General features: G+C 61.7%; 12 protein-coding genes. 9 read left to right on the top strand and 3 right to left on the bottom strand.

Annotation, left to right across the window (positions count from 1 at the left end; translation table 11 throughout):
• Nucleotides 1–358: 358 nt before the first annotated feature.
• Nucleotides 359–2146, bottom strand: coding sequence for a sensor domain-containing diguanylate cyclase (locus ACR0KM_RS12150; protein ID WP_480859917.1), 1788 nt, complete (start codon nt 2144–2146; stop codon nt 359–361).
• A 168-nt stretch (nt 2147–2314) separates the two neighbouring features.
• On the opposite strand from ACR0KM_RS12150, the gene ACR0KM_RS12145 reads away from it, so the two are divergent.
• A complete protein-coding gene (locus tag ACR0KM_RS12145; RefSeq protein ID WP_480859914.1) occupies nt 2315–4711 on the top strand; it encodes an ATP-dependent helicase in 2397 nt (798 codons plus the stop codon).
• 3 nt (nt 4712–4714) lie between these two features.
• Here the strand turns inward: ACR0KM_RS12145 and ACR0KM_RS12140 are convergent, their stop codons facing one another.
• Together ACR0KM_RS12140 and ACR0KM_RS12135 are read right to left on the bottom strand one after the other, a co-directional pair.
• Nucleotides 4715–5005 carry a DUF1330 domain-containing protein gene (locus tag ACR0KM_RS12140; protein ID WP_480859913.1) on the bottom strand — a complete coding sequence of 97 codons (291 nt, stop codon included), beginning with the start codon at nt 5003–5005 and terminating at the stop codon, nt 4715–4717.
• A 375-nt stretch (nt 5006–5380) separates the two neighbouring features.
• Entirely contained in the window at nt 5381–5605 is a 225-nt protein-coding gene (locus ACR0KM_RS12135) for a DUF1127 domain-containing protein (protein ID WP_480859911.1), read from the bottom strand.
• A 904-nt stretch (nt 5606–6509) separates the two neighbouring features.
• Between ACR0KM_RS12135 and mraZ the strand changes: the two genes are divergently transcribed.
• From mraZ to murD, 8 genes are all read left to right on the top strand, one after another.
• Complete coding sequence (gene mraZ, locus ACR0KM_RS12130) at nt 6510–7013, top strand: division/cell wall cluster transcriptional repressor MraZ (protein ID WP_480859910.1); 504 nt, start codon at nt 6510–6512, stop codon at nt 7011–7013.
• A 4-nt stretch (nt 7014–7017) separates the two neighbouring features.
• Nucleotides 7018–8007, top strand: a complete 990-nt coding sequence (gene rsmH / locus ACR0KM_RS12125; RefSeq protein WP_480859907.1) for a 16S rRNA (cytosine(1402)-N(4))-methyltransferase RsmH — start codon at nt 7018–7020, stop codon at nt 8005–8007.
• On the top strand, nt 8004–8372 hold the full coding sequence (ftsL, locus tag ACR0KM_RS12120; protein ID WP_480822701.1) for a cell division protein FtsL: 369 nt from the start codon (nt 8004–8006) through the stop codon (nt 8370–8372). The genes rsmH and ftsL overlap by 4 nt, the downstream gene beginning before the upstream one ends.
• Nucleotides 8369–10156, top strand: coding sequence for a peptidoglycan D,D-transpeptidase FtsI family protein (locus ACR0KM_RS12115; protein ID WP_480531247.1), 1788 nt, complete (start codon nt 8369–8371; stop codon nt 10154–10156). Before ftsL ends, ACR0KM_RS12115 begins: the two co-directional genes overlap by 4 nt.
• A 22-nt stretch (nt 10157–10178) precedes the next feature.
• Nucleotides 10179–11660 (top strand): UDP-N-acetylmuramoyl-L-alanyl-D-glutamate--2,6-diaminopimelate ligase, encoded by a 1482-nt coding sequence (locus ACR0KM_RS12110; protein WP_480859905.1) that lies wholly within the window; start codon nt 10179–10181, stop codon nt 11658–11660.
• A complete protein-coding gene (locus tag ACR0KM_RS12105; protein WP_480859903.1) occupies nt 11657–13039 on the top strand; it encodes a UDP-N-acetylmuramoyl-tripeptide--D-alanyl-D-alanine ligase in 1383 nt (460 codons plus the stop codon). The genes ACR0KM_RS12110 and ACR0KM_RS12105 overlap by 4 nt, the downstream gene beginning before the upstream one ends.
• A gap of 31 nt (nt 13040–13070) precedes the next feature.
• The gene (gene mraY, locus ACR0KM_RS12100; protein WP_480730839.1) at nt 13071–14153 is read left to right on the top strand and encodes a phospho-N-acetylmuramoyl-pentapeptide-transferase; all 1083 of its coding nucleotides are present in this window, start codon (nt 13071–13073) and stop codon (nt 14151–14153) included.
• A 148-nt stretch (nt 14154–14301) separates the two neighbouring features.
• Nucleotides 14302–15696, top strand: coding sequence for a UDP-N-acetylmuramoyl-L-alanine--D-glutamate ligase (gene murD / locus ACR0KM_RS12095; protein ID WP_480859901.1), 1395 nt, complete (start codon nt 14302–14304; stop codon nt 15694–15696).
• Nucleotides 15697–15769 lie beyond the last annotated feature (73 nt).

Below are 15769 nucleotides of genomic sequence, written 5' to 3'. Positions count from 1 at the left end.
TCGCAAACGCCGCCCATCGGCGCTTTTCTTTTACACATGCTGCGCCGCAGCATCAAATGTTGTATTTTTGTTGCAAAAATTGACTTGTTGCAGCCTCAGCGTGATTCAGCGTGGCCTTCAATATCCGACATTGGTCGGTGGGTGGGTAGCAGAGCTGATTCTTCCGGCAGACGCATCCGTTCGACCCTGCGTCCCGCGTGCGTCGATGGCGGCTTGGGACAGCAGTTTTTCGCGGGGCCAGAGACTGCAAAGAGGCCGCTCTGTACTTCGATCACAAATCGCTTCTGTAATCCGCCGCCTGAATCGATCGGCGTGGCTTGCAAGCCTCAGTGCAAGCATCTGACATGCGTCATGCCGCCTAAGACCGTCGCACCCGCTTTGGTTCTGGCGCGGGGGTATCGCCTGCTTCTGCGGCGGGGCTTTGGGTCATACCGGCGCGTGCGACCTGAACCTGGTTGCGCCCTTTATCCTTGGCGGCGTAAAGCGCGTCGTCGGCCGCGCGCATCAAATCCTGCGGCATTACACCATGCGCCGGATAGTGCGCGACGCCGACCGAAATGGTGATGCGCGGTAGCGACTTTTCGCCATATCGGACCGAGACCGCCTCAACCGCTTGACGCAGCTGCTCGGCGCGGGTCATAGCGTCGTCGGGCGTGTTGTCAGGCAGGATCAGCATGAATTCCTCGCCGCCGATTCGACACGCGACCTCATCCCGGTCGCACCCCTGTTCCAACGCTGAGCCCACCGCGCGCAGAACCATGTCGCCCGCGTCATGCCCGTGCGTGTCGTTGAATTTTTTGAAATGATCGACATCGACCGCGATCAGGCTGAGTGCCGCGCCAGTCTGCTGGCTGCGGCTGATCGCTTTGCGCAATGTCTCGGTCATGTGACGGCGATTGAACAGCCCTGTCAGAGGGTCACGCACCGATTGATCATGCAACTGATCGCGCATTCTTACATTGGCAATTGCCATGCTGATCTGTTCGGCACAGAGCTGCGCGAGTTTCTTGCTTGCGTGAAATTCCTCTCCACTGCCCTCATGGGCGCGTAGGTGCAGCAGACCCACAGTTTCGCCATGGGCAAGAATGGGAAAGCAGAAATAAGGCCGCCCGTCATGCGGTTCCGCATGTTCGCAGACGAAATCGATCTCGGACGCGCCGAATTCATAAGTCCGGCCGCGCCGCAGGCCCCAGCAGCCTTCGGGGTGGATATGCGCCTTGTGCGACCCGCCGTTCCAGCTGGCGCAGCCATCCAGCACATCGCGCGAGTTCGAGTAGACATATACGCTGCCCTCGGCCTCAGGCAGGATATGGGTCATGAACCGCGACACCATGTCGAACAGCTCATCCAGCGAGCGGCTGGATTGCAGCCATTCGTTCAACTCGCCCAGCAGCCGTACCTCGCGTGCAAGGCGCAACTGATCATCCATCAACGCACGCTCTTTGGCCGCGCGTACCCGCAGGTCGCGCACCTGTGTCCGATTCGTCCGGTAGATCACCAGAATCACCGCCGTCAGCGCCATAAGGGCCACGCCGCACAGCACCGCCAGCGACCACCGGACGCGCGTGATGAACAGATCGCGCTGCGGAGTGATGTCCGAATAGAACTCAATCGCGCCCAGAAACTGACCGTCCTTGATGACCGGGGTGTAGATCTCGGCCACGTGACAGGTTTTCTTGCCTGATCCGACCATCATCTCGTGGTTCAGGCCGCTGACTTCGGAAATCGGCTTTTCTTCGTGTTTGTAGTACGAACCACCCGCAGCGACGATTTCGGTGAAATAGGGCTTGGAGTTAACTGTCCCGACATCCCCCGCGCGCGTTGACCAGAACACGCGGCCCTGACTGTCGAACAGCTTGAACCGGTAGATGTCCGAGGTTTCGGGTAAAAGTTCCAGAAACTCTTCATCATGATCATCCAGAATGCCGTGTTTGAACGTCGCCTCGACATCGTGCAGATGGCTTGCCACCTGTTGGTTCAATTGCGCTGCGCGATGCCGCAGGTCCGATTCCAGCATCCGGTCGACCACCGGGGCCGGGATCGCGTAAATCCCCCAACCCGCCAGCGCCGTCAGCATTATCAGCATCGCCGAGATGCCCGCAATTTTCAGGGCCGAGGTCCGACCCACCATATCACTCTGTTTCATAACCCGCGCTCCCACAGCAATGGGATCAGGATGTTTGGCAAGGTTTGACAGAGGGTTAATGGCGTCGGGATGATTATCTAGAATTGATCGGATCACGTGGCAAATTCCTTGCGAACAAGGCGTGAACAAACCCTTCCCCTCGGCGCGCATCCGGCGTAGTTTGGACCCATGAGCAGTTTTGACGAAATGGACGCCTTCGAGGGCGCATCGCTGTCGGCGCGGGCGATGCCTGCGGCGTCTGCCGAGTATCTGAACGACCTCAACCCGGCGCAGCGCGAAGCGGTCGAACGGCTGGATGGCCCGGTGCTGATGCTGGCCGGGGCCGGGACGGGCAAGACCAAGGCGCTGACCGCGCGGATCACGCATCTGCTCAGAACTCATCGGGTGCGCGAGAACGAGATTCTGGCGGTGACATTCACCAACAAGGCCGCGCGCGAGATGAAAGAGCGTGTAGGCCGGATGCTGGGTCGACCCGCCGAAGGGATGCCGTGGCTGGGCACGTTCCACGCGATCTGCGTCAAGCTGCTGCGGCGTCACGCGGAACTGGTGGGGTTGAAGTCGAACTTCACCATTCTGGACACAGACGACCAGAAGCGGCTGCTGAAGCAACTGACCCAAGCTGCCAATATCGACGACAAACGCTGGCCCGCGCGGATGCTGGCTGGCATCATCGATGATTGGAAAAACCGTGCCCTGACGCCCGACAAGGTGCCCGCAGCGGATGCTGGGGCCTTCAACCACAAAGGTATAGAGCTTTACGCCCAGTATCAGACTCGCCTGCGAGAGTTGAACGCGGTGGATTTCGGCGACCTGCTGCTGCATATGGTCACGATTTTCCAGACCCACTCGGACGTATTGGAGCAGTACCAGCGCTGGTTCCGCTATATCCTTGTGGACGAATATCAGGATACCAACGTCGCCCAATACCTCTGGCTGCGCCTGCTGGCCGGGGGGCATAAGAATATCTGCTGCGTTGGCGACGACGATCAGTCGATTTATGGCTGGCGCGGGGCCGAGGTGGGCAACATCCTGCGGTTTGAGAAGGATTTTCCCGGAGCGTTTGTGGTCCGGTTGGAACAAAACTACCGCTCGACTCCCCACATTCTCGCGGCTGCATCGAACGTCATTCGCGGCAATGAAAGTCGCTTGGGTAAAGAACTTTGGACCGACCGTGAAGAAGGCGAAAAAGTTCGTCTGATCGGCCATTGGGACGGCGAGGAAGAGGCGCGTTGGATCGGCGAGGAAATCGACGCGATGCAAGGCGGCACGCGCGGTGTGCGGCCGATGAACCTCGATGAGATGGCGATTCTGGTCCGCGCCTCGCACCAGATGCGGGCGTTTGAGGATCGGTTTCTGACCATTGGCCTGCCTTACAAGGTGATCGGCGGCCCTCGGTTCTATGAGCGGATGGAGATTCGCGATGCAATGGCCTATTTCCGGCTGGTGGTCAGCCCCGAGGATGATCTGGCCTTCGAGCGGATCGTGAACACGCCCAAACGCGGCCTTGGCGACAAGGCGCAGCAGACGATTCAGGTGGTGGCGCGGGAAAACGGCGTGTCTTTGGTTGAGGGCGCGCGGATTGCGGTCGACAATGCTCTGATCAAAGGCAAAGGCGCCAAGGCGCTGCGCGAATTGATCGACGGGCTGGCGCGGTGGAATGCGATGACGCGCGGGCCTCGAATCGAGGTGGACGATGACACGGTCATTGACGATGGCGTCTCACCCATCCGCTATGGCGAACCCGAGCATACGCATATCGAACTGGCGCAGATCGTGTTGGACGAATCTGGTTATACCGCCCATTGGCAGAATGAAAAGACGCCTCAGGCACCGGGGCGGCTGGAAAACCTCAAGGAACTGGTCAACCAGCTGGACAATTTCGAGAACCTGCAGGGGTTTCTGGAGCATGTCAGCTTGGTGATGGACAATGAGCAGGACGGCGACGGGGCCAAGGTCTCGATCATGACCTTGCATGCTGCGAAGGGGCTGGAGTTTCCCGCCGTGTTCCTGCCAGGATGGGAAGACGGCTTGTTCCCCTCACAGCGGTCAATGGACGAGCAGGGACTCAAGGGTCTCGAAGAAGAACGGCGGCTGGCTTATGTGGGCATCACCCGCGCCGAGCAGGTCTGCACGATCTCCTTCGCGGCCAACCGGCGGGTGTTCGGGCAGTGGCAGAATTCCATGCCTTCGCGGTTCATTGACGAATTGCCCGAGGATCATGTCGAGGTGCTGACGCCCCCAGGGCTCTATGGCGGAGGGCGGGTCACGGCCAGCATCGAGACCCGCGCGGCGGAGGCGAATGTTTACAACTCGCCCGGCTGGAAGCGGATGCAGGCGCGGCAGGGGCAGTATGGGATGTCTCAGCCCAAGGAAAGCCGCAATACGGTGATTGATGCGACGGCCGTGGCCAGCTTCACGCTGGGCGAGCGGGTGTTTCACCAGAAATTCGGCTATGGCGCGGTGAGCGGCATCGAGGGCGACAAGGTCGAGGTCGATTTCGACAAGGCCGGGACAAAGAAAGTTGTGTCCCGGTTCCTGACCGCCAAGGACGACGTGCCGTTCTGAGCTCTACAACCCCTCGACCAGCACCAGATTTGCGGTTGCTGTATTTTGCCTGATCTTGGCCAGTGCGACGTAGTCCGGGTCATCTTTCCACGCTCGGGCAGCGGCTATGTCGGGGAACTCCATCAAGACGATGCCGTCTTCGGCCCAACTGCCTTCGATCACCTCGACAGGCTTTGATGAAACGGTCAGAAGGCGGCCGCCGTGCCGGTCAAAGATCGGCATGAAACCTTCTAGGTATTTTTGATACCCGTCCGGGTCATGAATGGAAATCTGGGCGATGAAATAGGCAGCCATGGGATACTCCTGAAAAATCGTTCACGGCCCCAGCTTACATCTTGTGCGCAAAAAACGAAAAACGGCGGTTCCCAGGGAGGAGGAGGGGAACCGCCGTTCTTTTCTACATCAGGGCAGGGAGGAGGAAGCCCCGATGTATCCGAACCCGGGTTTGATCCCGGTATGAGGAAGACGCGGCGACGTCAGGGAGGAGGAGGACCTCGCCGCGCGCTTTCAACATCGGGGCAGGGAGGAGGAGAGCCCCGATGTATCAGGTTCCGGCGATCAGGGCCGGTATAAGGTGCGGCAACGTCAGGGAGGAGGAGAGACGCTGCCGCTGAAATACAGGTCCGAAAGGGAGGAGGACGGACCTGATCTCGGTGTTTCGTGTCGCGCTTACTGCGCGGCGTGGTCTTCGGTGGCCTGCAGGGCCAGCCGGCGGATCATCGAGCGGTGCAGGCCCAGATCAGCCAGTTCGCGGTCGGACAGAGCCGACAGTTCGTTGACCGTCTGGCGGTACAGGCGATAGCGCGCTACGCGGGCTTTCAAGGTTTCAACCAGGGCTGCGATCCCGAGTACCGGAGCGCCCTTCAGGGTTGTTTGTGTGCTTGCAACTGCCATCTTCATCATCCGTTCATTCTTGTTGCTGCCGACATCGTCCGGCGCTTGCTTGAGATTGAAAATAGGCAAATGCTGCGATTGCACAATAGCCCACAATGTCAATGCTGCTATGCAGCAAATGCATGGATTGTCAGGACAATCCCGCTCAGCCTAATAATTGCCTTAAAAATATAGGTTTTCGCGCGCTGCTGGTATTTTCCCGGTTTAGAAGCCATGAGTGTGGGTGCTTATCCCTTGGGCGGCATTGGCGTTTGTTTGGGCATATTGCGTCAGCTCTTGCGGGCGGCAGAGGCGTGCGATGCCGATCCGATCCATGTCGTGGTGATGATACGGGAAGGCATGGGACCGGCATGGGATCGACCTGCACGGAGCCTGTGATTCGTCGTCGACAGCTGGGTTTTGTGGGTGGTGAGCCTCGATTTATCATCGGATTGAAAAAATTATGGGAAATCGTGGGATAAGATCTTTTGGCATCAGTCCGCGTATATATGGTATTATCTTGAGATCTTAGCCCAACTTATGGGGCATTTTTCGTAAATGAGGATTATCCTCGCTCTCTTTTGCGAGCGTTCGAGGATTTCGTACCGTAAATTTATGTTGCTTTCCATGAATTCCCATGGCATCCCTTGTTTACCCGATGAGGGCGAGGACAGTTAAAGGGGCGCCAAACGACCCCGAACCAAAAAATACAAAAACAGGTTTCATACAGGCATCTCGCTTTCATCACTTAACAGATCCGGCGCGCGGGCGAGCAGACATCCCCCCAGGTGGCGCGCGCAGCTGGACATCCCGCTCAGCGGGTCAATGCGGCGGGTTGATCAGTGGCAGCAGATCAACCCGCCGTTTTTACTTCCGGGGGGAACGTGAATTTTGAGGTGGGGCGCAAGCGAAAGGGACAGTCGTCTTGGCGCGCAGGTTTAGAGGTGAAAGCCACCATAAGGTGGACACGAAGGGCAGGGTCTCGATCCCGGCCTCGTTTCGCCGTGTGCTTGAAGCGTCCGACCCCAACTGGCAGCCCGGTGACAATCCTGAACTGGTGATTGTCTATGGCGACCACCGCCGCAAATACCTTGAATGCTATACCATGCAGGCGATTGATGAGGTCGACGACAAGATCGACGCTTTGCCGCGTGGCTCGATGCAGCGCCGGATGTTGCAGCGTCTGTTCCATGGTCAGTCCTTCCCGACCAATGTTGATGAGACGGGCCGTCTGGTCCTGCCCGCCAAGCTGCGCAACAAGATCGGTCTTGAGAGCGAAGCGTTCTTTATCGCCGCCGGAGACACCTTCCAGATATGGAAACCCGAGACTTACGAGGCCGACGAACTGGCCGCGACCGAGGAATGGCTGGACGATCTGCCCGAGGATTTCGATCCGATGCAGTATCTTGACGGCATCGGGGATGGGTGACGGCATGGCCGGCGCTCAGACCTCATCGAACCCTCACATCCCTGTTCTGTTGCGTCCGTTGCTGGCTGCCGTGGCACCCGTGGCTGGCGTCTGGCTGGACGGCACATTCGGCGCGGGCGGCTATACCCGTGGCCTGCTTGAGGCCGGGGCCGAGAAGATCATCGGCGTGGATCGCGATCCGCTGGCCTTTGAGATGGCCGCCGATTGGGCTGGGGATTATGGCGACCGGTTGGTGATGCAGCAGGGTGTGTTCTCGCGCATGGATGAATATGCGCAAGATTTGGATGGCGTGGTGCTGGACCTCGGCGTCTCGTCCATGCAACTGGATCAGGCCGAACGCGGCTTTTCCTTCATGAAGGACGGCCCGCTGGACATGCGTATGAGCCAGCAGGGCGAAAGCGCCGCCGATCTGGTCAATACCGCGACCGAGGTGCAACTGGCTGATATCCTGTTCCATTTCGGTGAAGAACGCGCCAGCCGTCGCATTGCCAAGGCCATCGTCAAGGCGCGGGCTGAGGAACCGATCACCACGACTCTGCGTCTGACCGAGATCGTCGAATCCTGCCTGCCGCGCCCCAAACCCGGGCAATCGCACCCGGCAACGCGCAGCTTTCAGGGGCTGAGGATTGCGGTGAATGCGGAATATGAAGAACTGTTTCAGGGCCTTATGGCCGCCGAACGCGCTTTGAAACCGGGCGGGCAGCTGGCCGTTGTGACCTTCCACTCCATCGAGGATCGGATGGTCAAGCGCTTCTTCCAGTCGCGCGCAGGCAAGACGGGCCGCGCCAACCGCTATGCGCCCGAGATGGAACAGGAACTGCCGCAATTCACGCTCAAGACCCGCAAGGCCGTGGGTCCCGACGATCAGGAATTGCAGGAAAACCCACGCGCGCGCTCGGCCAAGCTGCGCGTGGCGATACGAACTGAGGCTCCGGCGGGGGAAATTGAGGCCCGCGCCATCGGGATGCCGCAACTGGGGGGACGGGGAAGATGAAGAGTATATTGTATGTGTTGACAGCCCTTTCCGTATTCGGGCTAGCGCTTTGGGCGTATCAAGAGAACTACCGAACGCAGCAGGTGCTGAAGGAAACCCAGACGCTGCAGCGCGAGATTGGAATTGCGCAAGCGCGCCTGGCGGTGCTGAATGCAGAATGGGCCTATCTGAACCGGCCCGACCGCCTGCGGGAACTGGCGGACCTCAATTTCGAACGTCTGGGCCTCTTGCCTCTGCGGGCTGAGCAGTTTGGCCGCGCCGATCAGATTGCCTATGGCGAAGACCCCGACCTGCCCATCGTCGATCCGCTTGAGCTGCAGGAAATCACCGATATCCAGGCGCTGGGCGAGGTACAGTTCCCATGACCCGCACACCGCTCCGCCCGCTGGCCCGTATTCTCGACGCCCGTGCCAAGGGCGAAAACCCCAAGGCGATTGAACGCGAGAACATCCGCAAACGCCACGAAGACATGAAAGACCGCGCCCGCGCCCGGGCCGAAGGCCGCTTGCTGGTGCTGGGCCTGTTCTTCTTCTGTGCCTTCTCGGTCGTGGGCTTCCGCATGGGCGTTCTTGCAACCTCCGAGGCGCAGGAGCCGTTGGCCAGCGCACCGGGGGCTTCCATCGCGATGCAGCGCGGCAATATTGTCGACCGCGAGGGACGGATTCTGGCGACCAATCTGGACACCTATTCGGTCTACGCCCAACCGCCCTTGATGATCGATCCGATTGCCGCCGCCGACCAACTGGTTGCGATCTTCCCCGATCTGGAAAAAGAACGTCTGGTCAAAGACTTCACCGGCAAGCGCAAGTTCCTGTGGATCAAGAAGCGCATCTCGCCCGAACAAAAACAGGCGGTGCATGACATCGGTGATCCGGGCATCCTGTTCGGCCCGCGTGAAATGCGTCTGTATCCGAACGGCAAGCTGGCCGCGCATATTCTGGGCGGCTCGGGCTTTGGCCGCGAAGGCGTCAGCGCCGCCGAGGTGATCGGTGTGGCCGGTGTCGAAAAACAGTTCGACGACTATCTGCGCGACCCGGCCAATGGCAACAAGCCGCTGCAACTGTCGCTGGACCTGACCGTTCAGGCCGCCGTTGAGCAGGTGCTTTATGGCGGCATGAAGATCATGAACGCCAAGGGCGCGTCTGCGGTTCTGATGAATGCGCATACCGGAGAGGTGGTTTCCGCCGCCTCGCTGCCGTCTTTTGATCCAAACGACCGCCCGCGCCCGCCGACCTCGGGTTTCGATCCCTCGGACAGCCCTCTGTTCAACCGCTATGTGCAGGGTGTGTATGAACTGGGCTCGGTGTTCAAAATCTTCACCGCTGCGCAGGCGGTGCAACTGGGCTTGGTGAATTCCAACACGATCATCGATACCTCCGGCCCGATGAAGATCGGTCGTTTCCCAATCGGTGAATTCAACGGCAAGAACTATGGCGAGATCAGCGTGGCTGATGTGATCGTCCACAGCTCGAACCGCGGTACCGGGCGGCTGGCGCTGCAGATCGGCGCGCAGCGGCAGCAGGATTTCCTGAACGCGCTGGGCATGTTCGACCCGACCCCGTTCGAGATTGTCGAGGCCAAGGGTGGCCAACCGCTCAAGCCCAAGAAATGGGGTGAGCTGAGCACCGTCACCATCTCCTACGGCCATGGCCTGTCGACCAGCCCGATGCATCTGGCCGCCGGGTATGCCGCGATTGCCAATGGCGGGCACTACGTCAGTCCGACCATCCTGCGCCGCAACGGTCCGCAATACGGCCCCCGTGTGATGTCCGAAAATACCGCCAAGCAAGCGCAGAACATGCTGCGCAAGGTGGTCACCGATGGCACCGCCAGCTTTGGTGACGTGGCGGGCTATGATGTCGCAGGCAAAACCGGCACCGCTGACAAGCCCAAGCCGCGCGGAGGCTATTATGATGACAAGGTGATAGCCACCTTCGCCACCATCTTCCCGGCCTACGATCCGAAATATGTGCTGATCGTCACGCTGGATGAACCCTCGATCGTCGCCTATGGCGAAAAGCGCCGCACCGCCGGCTGGACGGCGGTGCCCGTCGCCGCCGAATTGATCGCGCGCATTGCGCCTTTGTTGGGCCTCAGACCCCGGCTTGAGCCTGAGGCGCGCGCTGCTATAACGCTGACCTCAAATTAGGCTGTCCGGCGAAAGGTGGGTCATGGGCGCAACGTCAAAGAAACTCAGCGAACTGGCCCTGACCGCACGGGGCGGGGCGAATCCTGACATTACCGGATTGGCGGTCGACAGCCGCGAGGTGAAGGATGGGTTCCTCTTCGCGGCCCTCCCCGGCACCCGCGTCCACGGCGGAGAGTTCATTCAATACGCCCTGCGCATGGGTGCCGCCGCGATCCTGACCGACGCCCAAGGGGCCGAGATCGCCGCCAACGAACTGGCCGTCTCGGACGCCGCGCTGATCGTCACTCAAGACCCGCGGCAGGCACTGGCCGGGGCTGCCGCCCTGTGGTTCGGCGCGCAGCCACAGACCATCGTCGCGGTGACCGGGACCAACGGCAAAACATCCGTGGCCAGCTTCGTCCGCCAGATCTGGACCGAGCTGGACCTTCCGGCCGTCAACCTCGGCACCACCGGGGTCGAGGGCGCATGGACCGCCCCGCTGGCCCACACCACGCCCGAACCGATCACGCTGCACCGCTGTCTGGCCGAGGCCGCCGCGAATGGCGTGACCCACGCGGCAATGGAGGCCTCGTCCCACGGCCTTGAACAACGTCGTCTGGACGGGGTGCATCTGGCCGCCGCTGGGTTCTCGAACTTCACGCAGGATCATCTAGACTATCACGACACGTTCGAGGCCTATTTCGCCGCCAAGGCCGGTCTGTTCGACCGGGTGCTGCCCGAGGACGGCGTCGCGGTGATCAACCTCAGCGATCCCAAGGGCGCGCAAGTGCGCCAAATCGCCGAGGCGCGCGGACAGAATATCTTCACCGTCGGCCCCGAGGGTGCCGATCTTTGCCTTCTGAATCAACGCTTTGATGCGACCGGGCAGGATCTGCGCTTTTCTTGGAAGGGCAAGGTGCATCAAACCCGCCTGAACCTGATCGGCGGGTTTCAAGCCGAAAACGTCCTGCTGGCCTGCGGTCTGGTCATCGCCGCCGGAGAAGACCCTGACCGCGTGTTCGAAACCCTGCCGCATCTGACCACCGTTCGAGGACGGATGCAGCTGGCCGCGACGCGCGAAAACGGCGCAGCGGTCTTTGTCGATTACGCCCACACGCCTGACGCGGTCGCCACGGCGCTGAAGGCGATGCGCCCGCATGTGATGGGCCGCCTGATCGCCATCGTCGGCGCGGGCGGCGACCGTGACGCCACCAAACGCCCACTGATGGGGCAGGCGGCGGCAGAAAACGCCGATCTGGTCTTTGTCACCGATGACAACCCCCGCAGCGAAGACCCGGCCACCATCCGCGCCGCCGTCATGCTGGGCGCACCCGAGGCGACCGAGGTGGGCGACCGCGCCGAGGCCATCCTGCGCGGCATCGACGCGCTGCAACCGGGCGATGCGCTTCTGATCGCAGGCAAAGGCCATGAAACCGGTCAGATCGTCGGTGATCAGGTTTTGCCGTTTGACGATGTGGAACAGGCCAGCATCTCGGTCGCCGCTTTGGACGGGAGGGTCGCATGACGCTCTGGACCGCAGCCGAGGCCGCCGAGGCCACCAAGGGCCGTGCAACCTCCGATTGGCAGGTCAACGGCGTCTCCATCGACACCCGCACCCTGCAACCCGGCGACCTGTTCGTGGCGCTCAAAGCCGCCCGCGATGGTCATGATTTCGTGGCGCAAGCACTGGAGAAAGGCGCAGGGGCTGCGCTGGTCTCCCGCATCCCCGAAGGTGTGCCCGAGGATGCGCCGCTTCTGATCGTGGATGATGTGCTGGAAGGGCTCGAAGCACTGGGGCAGGCCGCCCGTGCCCGGACCGATGCGCGCGTGGTGGGCGTGACCGGCAGCGTCGGCAAGACCTCGACCAAGGAAATGCTGGCCAGCATTTTGGAAACCCTAGGCAAAACCCATGCGAGCGTCGCCAGCTATAACAACCATTGGGGCGTGCCCCTTACACTGGCCCGGATGCCCCGCGACACCGAATTCGCGGTGATCGAGATCGGCATGAACCATCCCGGAGAAATCGCCCCTCTGGCCCGTCAGGCGCAGCCGCATGTGGCGCTGGTGACGACCGTCGCGGCGGTGCATCTGGAAGCGTTCGAGAATGTCGCGGGCATCGCCCACGAAAAGGCCGCGATCTTTGACGGGCTGACAACGGGCGGAGCGGCCATCGTCAATGCCGATATCGACCACGCCGACATCCTGCGCGACTGCGCGCAGGCCAAAGGCGCGAAGATCGTCGAATTTGGCCGCGCCGCACAGGATTATGCCCTGACCGAGGTGGAGCAGGGGCCCGACAACCTGCAGGCGCAAGGAGCCGTCGGCGGCCAGCCCATCCGGTTCGACGTGCAATCGGCGGGCACCCATTTCGCCATGAACGCACTGGGCGCTCTGGCCGCTTGCGTCGAGATGGGCATCGATCTGGATCAGGCCATCGCGGGCCTGCGCCGCTGGTCTCCGGTCAAGGGGCGCGGCGTACGCGAGGTGATCGCGCTGCCCGAGGGGCAGATCGAGTTGCTGGATGACAGCTATAACGCCAACCCGACCTCGATGGAGGCCGCTTTGGACGTGCTGGCCGCCTCGCAAGGCAAACGCAAGATCGCGTTTCTGGGTGATATGAAAGAACTGGGTGCGCAGGAACAAGCGATGCATGCCGCGATGGCGGATGTCACGGCAATGGCGCAGGTCGATCAGGTCCATTGCATCGGCCCGCTGATGCAGGCGCTGCATCAGGCGCTGCCCGAAGACAAACGCGGGCTCTGGACTGAAACCAGCGCCGAGATGGCCGCGCATCTGCCCGAACTGATCCGTGACGGTGATGCGGTGCTGGCGAAGGGCTCGCTCAGCATGGCATTGGCGCAGATTGTTGACGGTCTGCGGAAAATGGGGCAAGTGCGCGCGTGATCCATGCCCGGTGCGTAAGAAAGGTATTGGTATGCTTTATTGGTTAACCGCCCTGTCGGACGGAGGCGATTTCTGGAACCTCTTCCGCTATATCACCTTCCGCGCAGGGGGCGCCTTTCTGACCGCTTTGATCTTTGGGTTCCTGTTCGGCAAACCCCTGATCAACGTACTGCGCCGCAAGCAGGGCAAGGGCCAGCCGATCCGCGATGACGGCCCCGAGGCGCATTTCTCGAAGGCCGGAACCCCCACCATGGGCGGGTTGCTGATCGTGGGCGCGCTGGTGACCTCGACACTGGTCTGGGCGCGCTGGGACAATCCTTATGTGTGGATGGTGCTGTTCGTGACACTGGCCTATGCGGCCATCGGCTTTGCCGACGACTATGCCAAGGTTTCAAAACAGAACACCAAGGGCGTGTCGGGCAAGATGCGGCTGGCGCTTGGGATTATCATCGCGGTTCTGGCCTCGCTCTGGGCGACGCTGCACCACCCGGCGGATTTGCAGAACCAACTGGCGCTGCCGGTGTTCAAGGATACGCTGGTCAATCTGGGCCTGTTCTACATCCCCTTCGCGGTGATCGTGATCGTGGGGGCCGCGAATGCGGTGAACCTGACCGATGGGCTGGACGGGCTGGCGATCATGCCCGCGATGATCGCGGCCTCGACCCTTGGCGTGATCGCCTATGCGGTGGGGCGGGTCGACTTTACCGAATATCTCGACGTCCATTACGTGCCCGGCACGGGTGAGATTCTGATCTTCACCGCCGCCTTGTTCGGCGGAGGGCTCGGGTTCCTGTGGTACAACGCCCCTCCGGCTGCGGTGTTCATGGGTGACACCGGATCGCTGGCCCTGGGCGGTGCGCTGGGAGCCATCGCCGTGGCCACCAAGCACGAGCTGGTTCTGGCCGTGGTCGGCGGCCTGTTCGTGGTCGAAGCGCTGAGCGTGATCATTCAGGTGCTCTATTTCAAGCGGACGGGACGGCGGGTGTTCCTGATGGCCCCGATCCATCACCACTATGAGAAAAAGGGCTGGGCCGAGCCCACCATCGTCATCCGCTTCTGGATCATCTCGCTGATCCTCGCGATGATTGGGCTGGCGACGCTGAAGGTCCGGTAAGGCTCCCGCCGGGTTCGGAGGGCCTGCGGCCCCCCTGCCACCCGTTGGGCCCGGCTCGCGCTGTCGCGCGAGCCTGAACGCGCCCTTGCCTTTGGCAAATCCTTCGGTGCAGGGTGGCGCAGATTTCTAGGCGACGAAGGTGGGCGGCATGATCCCGGTCAAAGGGTTTTCAGGACAGAAGGTTGCAGTTCTGGGGCTGGGTCGGTCGGGCCTCACCACCGCGCGCGCGCTGCGCGCAGGCGGGGCCGAAGCGATCTGCTGGGATGACAACCCCGCCGCGCGTGAGGCTGCCGAGGGCGAAGGCTTCACCTGCGCCGATCTGCGCCGTCACGGGGCGTTTGACGCGATCGCCGCGCTGATCGTTTCCCCGGGTATCCCGCACCTTTATCCGACACCAAACCCCGTTGTGGCCGCCGCGTTGGAGGCGGGCGTGCCGGTCGACAATGATATCGGTCTGTTCTTTCGCTCTTTCGCGGGGCCTGAGTGGAACAATTACGACACCCCGCCGCGCGTCATCGCGGTGACCGGCTCGAACGGCAAATCCACCACCGCCGCGCTGATCCACCATATTCTGACCGAGGCGGGGCGCGACTCGCAACTGGCGGGCAATATCGGGCGGGGCGTTCTGGATATCGACCCGGGCGGTGATGGCTCGGTCGTGGTGCTTGAACTCAGCAGCTATCAGACCGAACTGGCCCGGGCGCTGACCCCGGATGTGGCGGTGTTCACCAATCTCTCGCCCGATCATCTGGATCGCCATGGCGGCATGGGCGGCTATTTCGCCGCCAAGCGCCGCCTGTTCGCCGAGGGCGGGCCGGACCGCGCCGTGATCGGCATTGACGAGGCCGAGGGCGCGTTTCTGGCCGGGCAAATGGCCGAAGGCCCGACGGATGACCGGGTGATCCGCGTCTCGGTCGCGCGCAAGCTGACGGGGCCGGGCTGGCAGGTCTTTGCCCGCAAAGGGTACCTCGCGGAATACCGCAAGGGTCGTCAGGCGGGGTCCATCGATCTGCGTGGCATCAGGGGCTTGCCCGGCACGCATAACCATCAGAACGCCTGCGCCGCCTATGCTGCCTGCCGCTCGCTGGGCCTCGCGCCGCGGGTGATCGAGGATGCGCTGCACTCCTTCCCCGGCCTGCCGCATCGCAGCCAGATCATCGCCGAGGCGGGCGGGGTGACCTATGTAAACGACTCCAAGGCCACCAATGTCGACAGCGCCCTGAAAGCGCTGAGCGCGTTCAAACAGATCCGCTGGATCTGCGGCGGGCTTGAGAAAGAGGGCGGGTTGGAGGCCCTGAACGCCGCTGCCGACCACGTGATCAAGGCCTATGTCATCGGGCGCGAGGCGGCGGCCTTTGCCATGCAGTTGAAGACCGAGGCGCAGGTTTGCACCGCGATGGCTGAGGCCGTCGAACAGGCTATGGCGGATGCGCAGCCGGGTGAAGTGGTATTGCTGGCCCCGGCGGCGGCAAGCTTCGATCAGTATGACAGCTTTGAGAAGCGCGGAGATGATTTCGTGGCCGAGGTGCAAAAACGCCTCTGAGCGCAGGGTGTTTGCAATTGACCGCCGGTTCGGCGAAGCTGCAGCCCTATCCGCTTGACGCGCCACCTGAGTT

The sequence above is a fragment of the Ruegeria sp. G10 genome, from assembly GCF_056533645.1.
Note: the sequence above shows the minus strand (reverse complement) of the source record. Positions and strands in the feature narration are given on the sequence as shown.

What these genes read in the sequence shown, in the direction of transcription:
- ACR0KM_RS12150 (WP_480859917.1), bottom strand. Translation starts at nt 2,146, where the DNA reads ATGAAACAGAGTGATATGGTGGGTCGGACCTCGGCCCTGAAAATTGCG.
- ACR0KM_RS12145 (WP_480859914.1), top strand. Translation starts at nt 2,315, where the DNA reads ATGAGCAGTTTTGACGAAATGGACGCCTTCGAGGGCGCATCGCTGTCG.
- ACR0KM_RS12140 (WP_480859913.1), bottom strand. Translation starts at nt 5,005, where the DNA reads ATGGCTGCCTATTTCATCGCCCAGATTTCCATTCATGACCCGGACGGG.
- ACR0KM_RS12135 (WP_480859911.1), bottom strand. Translation starts at nt 5,605, where the DNA reads ATGGCAGTTGCAAGCACACAAACAACCCTGAAGGGCGCTCCGGTACTC.
- rsmH (WP_480859907.1), top strand. Translation starts at nt 7,018, where the DNA reads ATGGCCGGCGCTCAGACCTCATCGAACCCTCACATCCCTGTTCTGTTG.
- ftsL (WP_480822701.1), top strand. Translation starts at nt 8,004, where the DNA reads ATGAAGAGTATATTGTATGTGTTGACAGCCCTTTCCGTATTCGGGCTA.
- ACR0KM_RS12115 (WP_480531247.1), top strand. Translation starts at nt 8,369, where the DNA reads ATGACCCGCACACCGCTCCGCCCGCTGGCCCGTATTCTCGACGCCCGT.
- ACR0KM_RS12110 (WP_480859905.1), top strand. Translation starts at nt 10,179, where the DNA reads ATGGGCGCAACGTCAAAGAAACTCAGCGAACTGGCCCTGACCGCACGG.
- ACR0KM_RS12105 (WP_480859903.1), top strand. Translation starts at nt 11,657, where the DNA reads ATGACGCTCTGGACCGCAGCCGAGGCCGCCGAGGCCACCAAGGGCCGT.
- mraY (WP_480730839.1), top strand. Translation starts at nt 13,071, where the DNA reads ATGCTTTATTGGTTAACCGCCCTGTCGGACGGAGGCGATTTCTGGAAC.
- murD (WP_480859901.1), top strand. Translation starts at nt 14,302, where the DNA reads ATGATCCCGGTCAAAGGGTTTTCAGGACAGAAGGTTGCAGTTCTGGGG.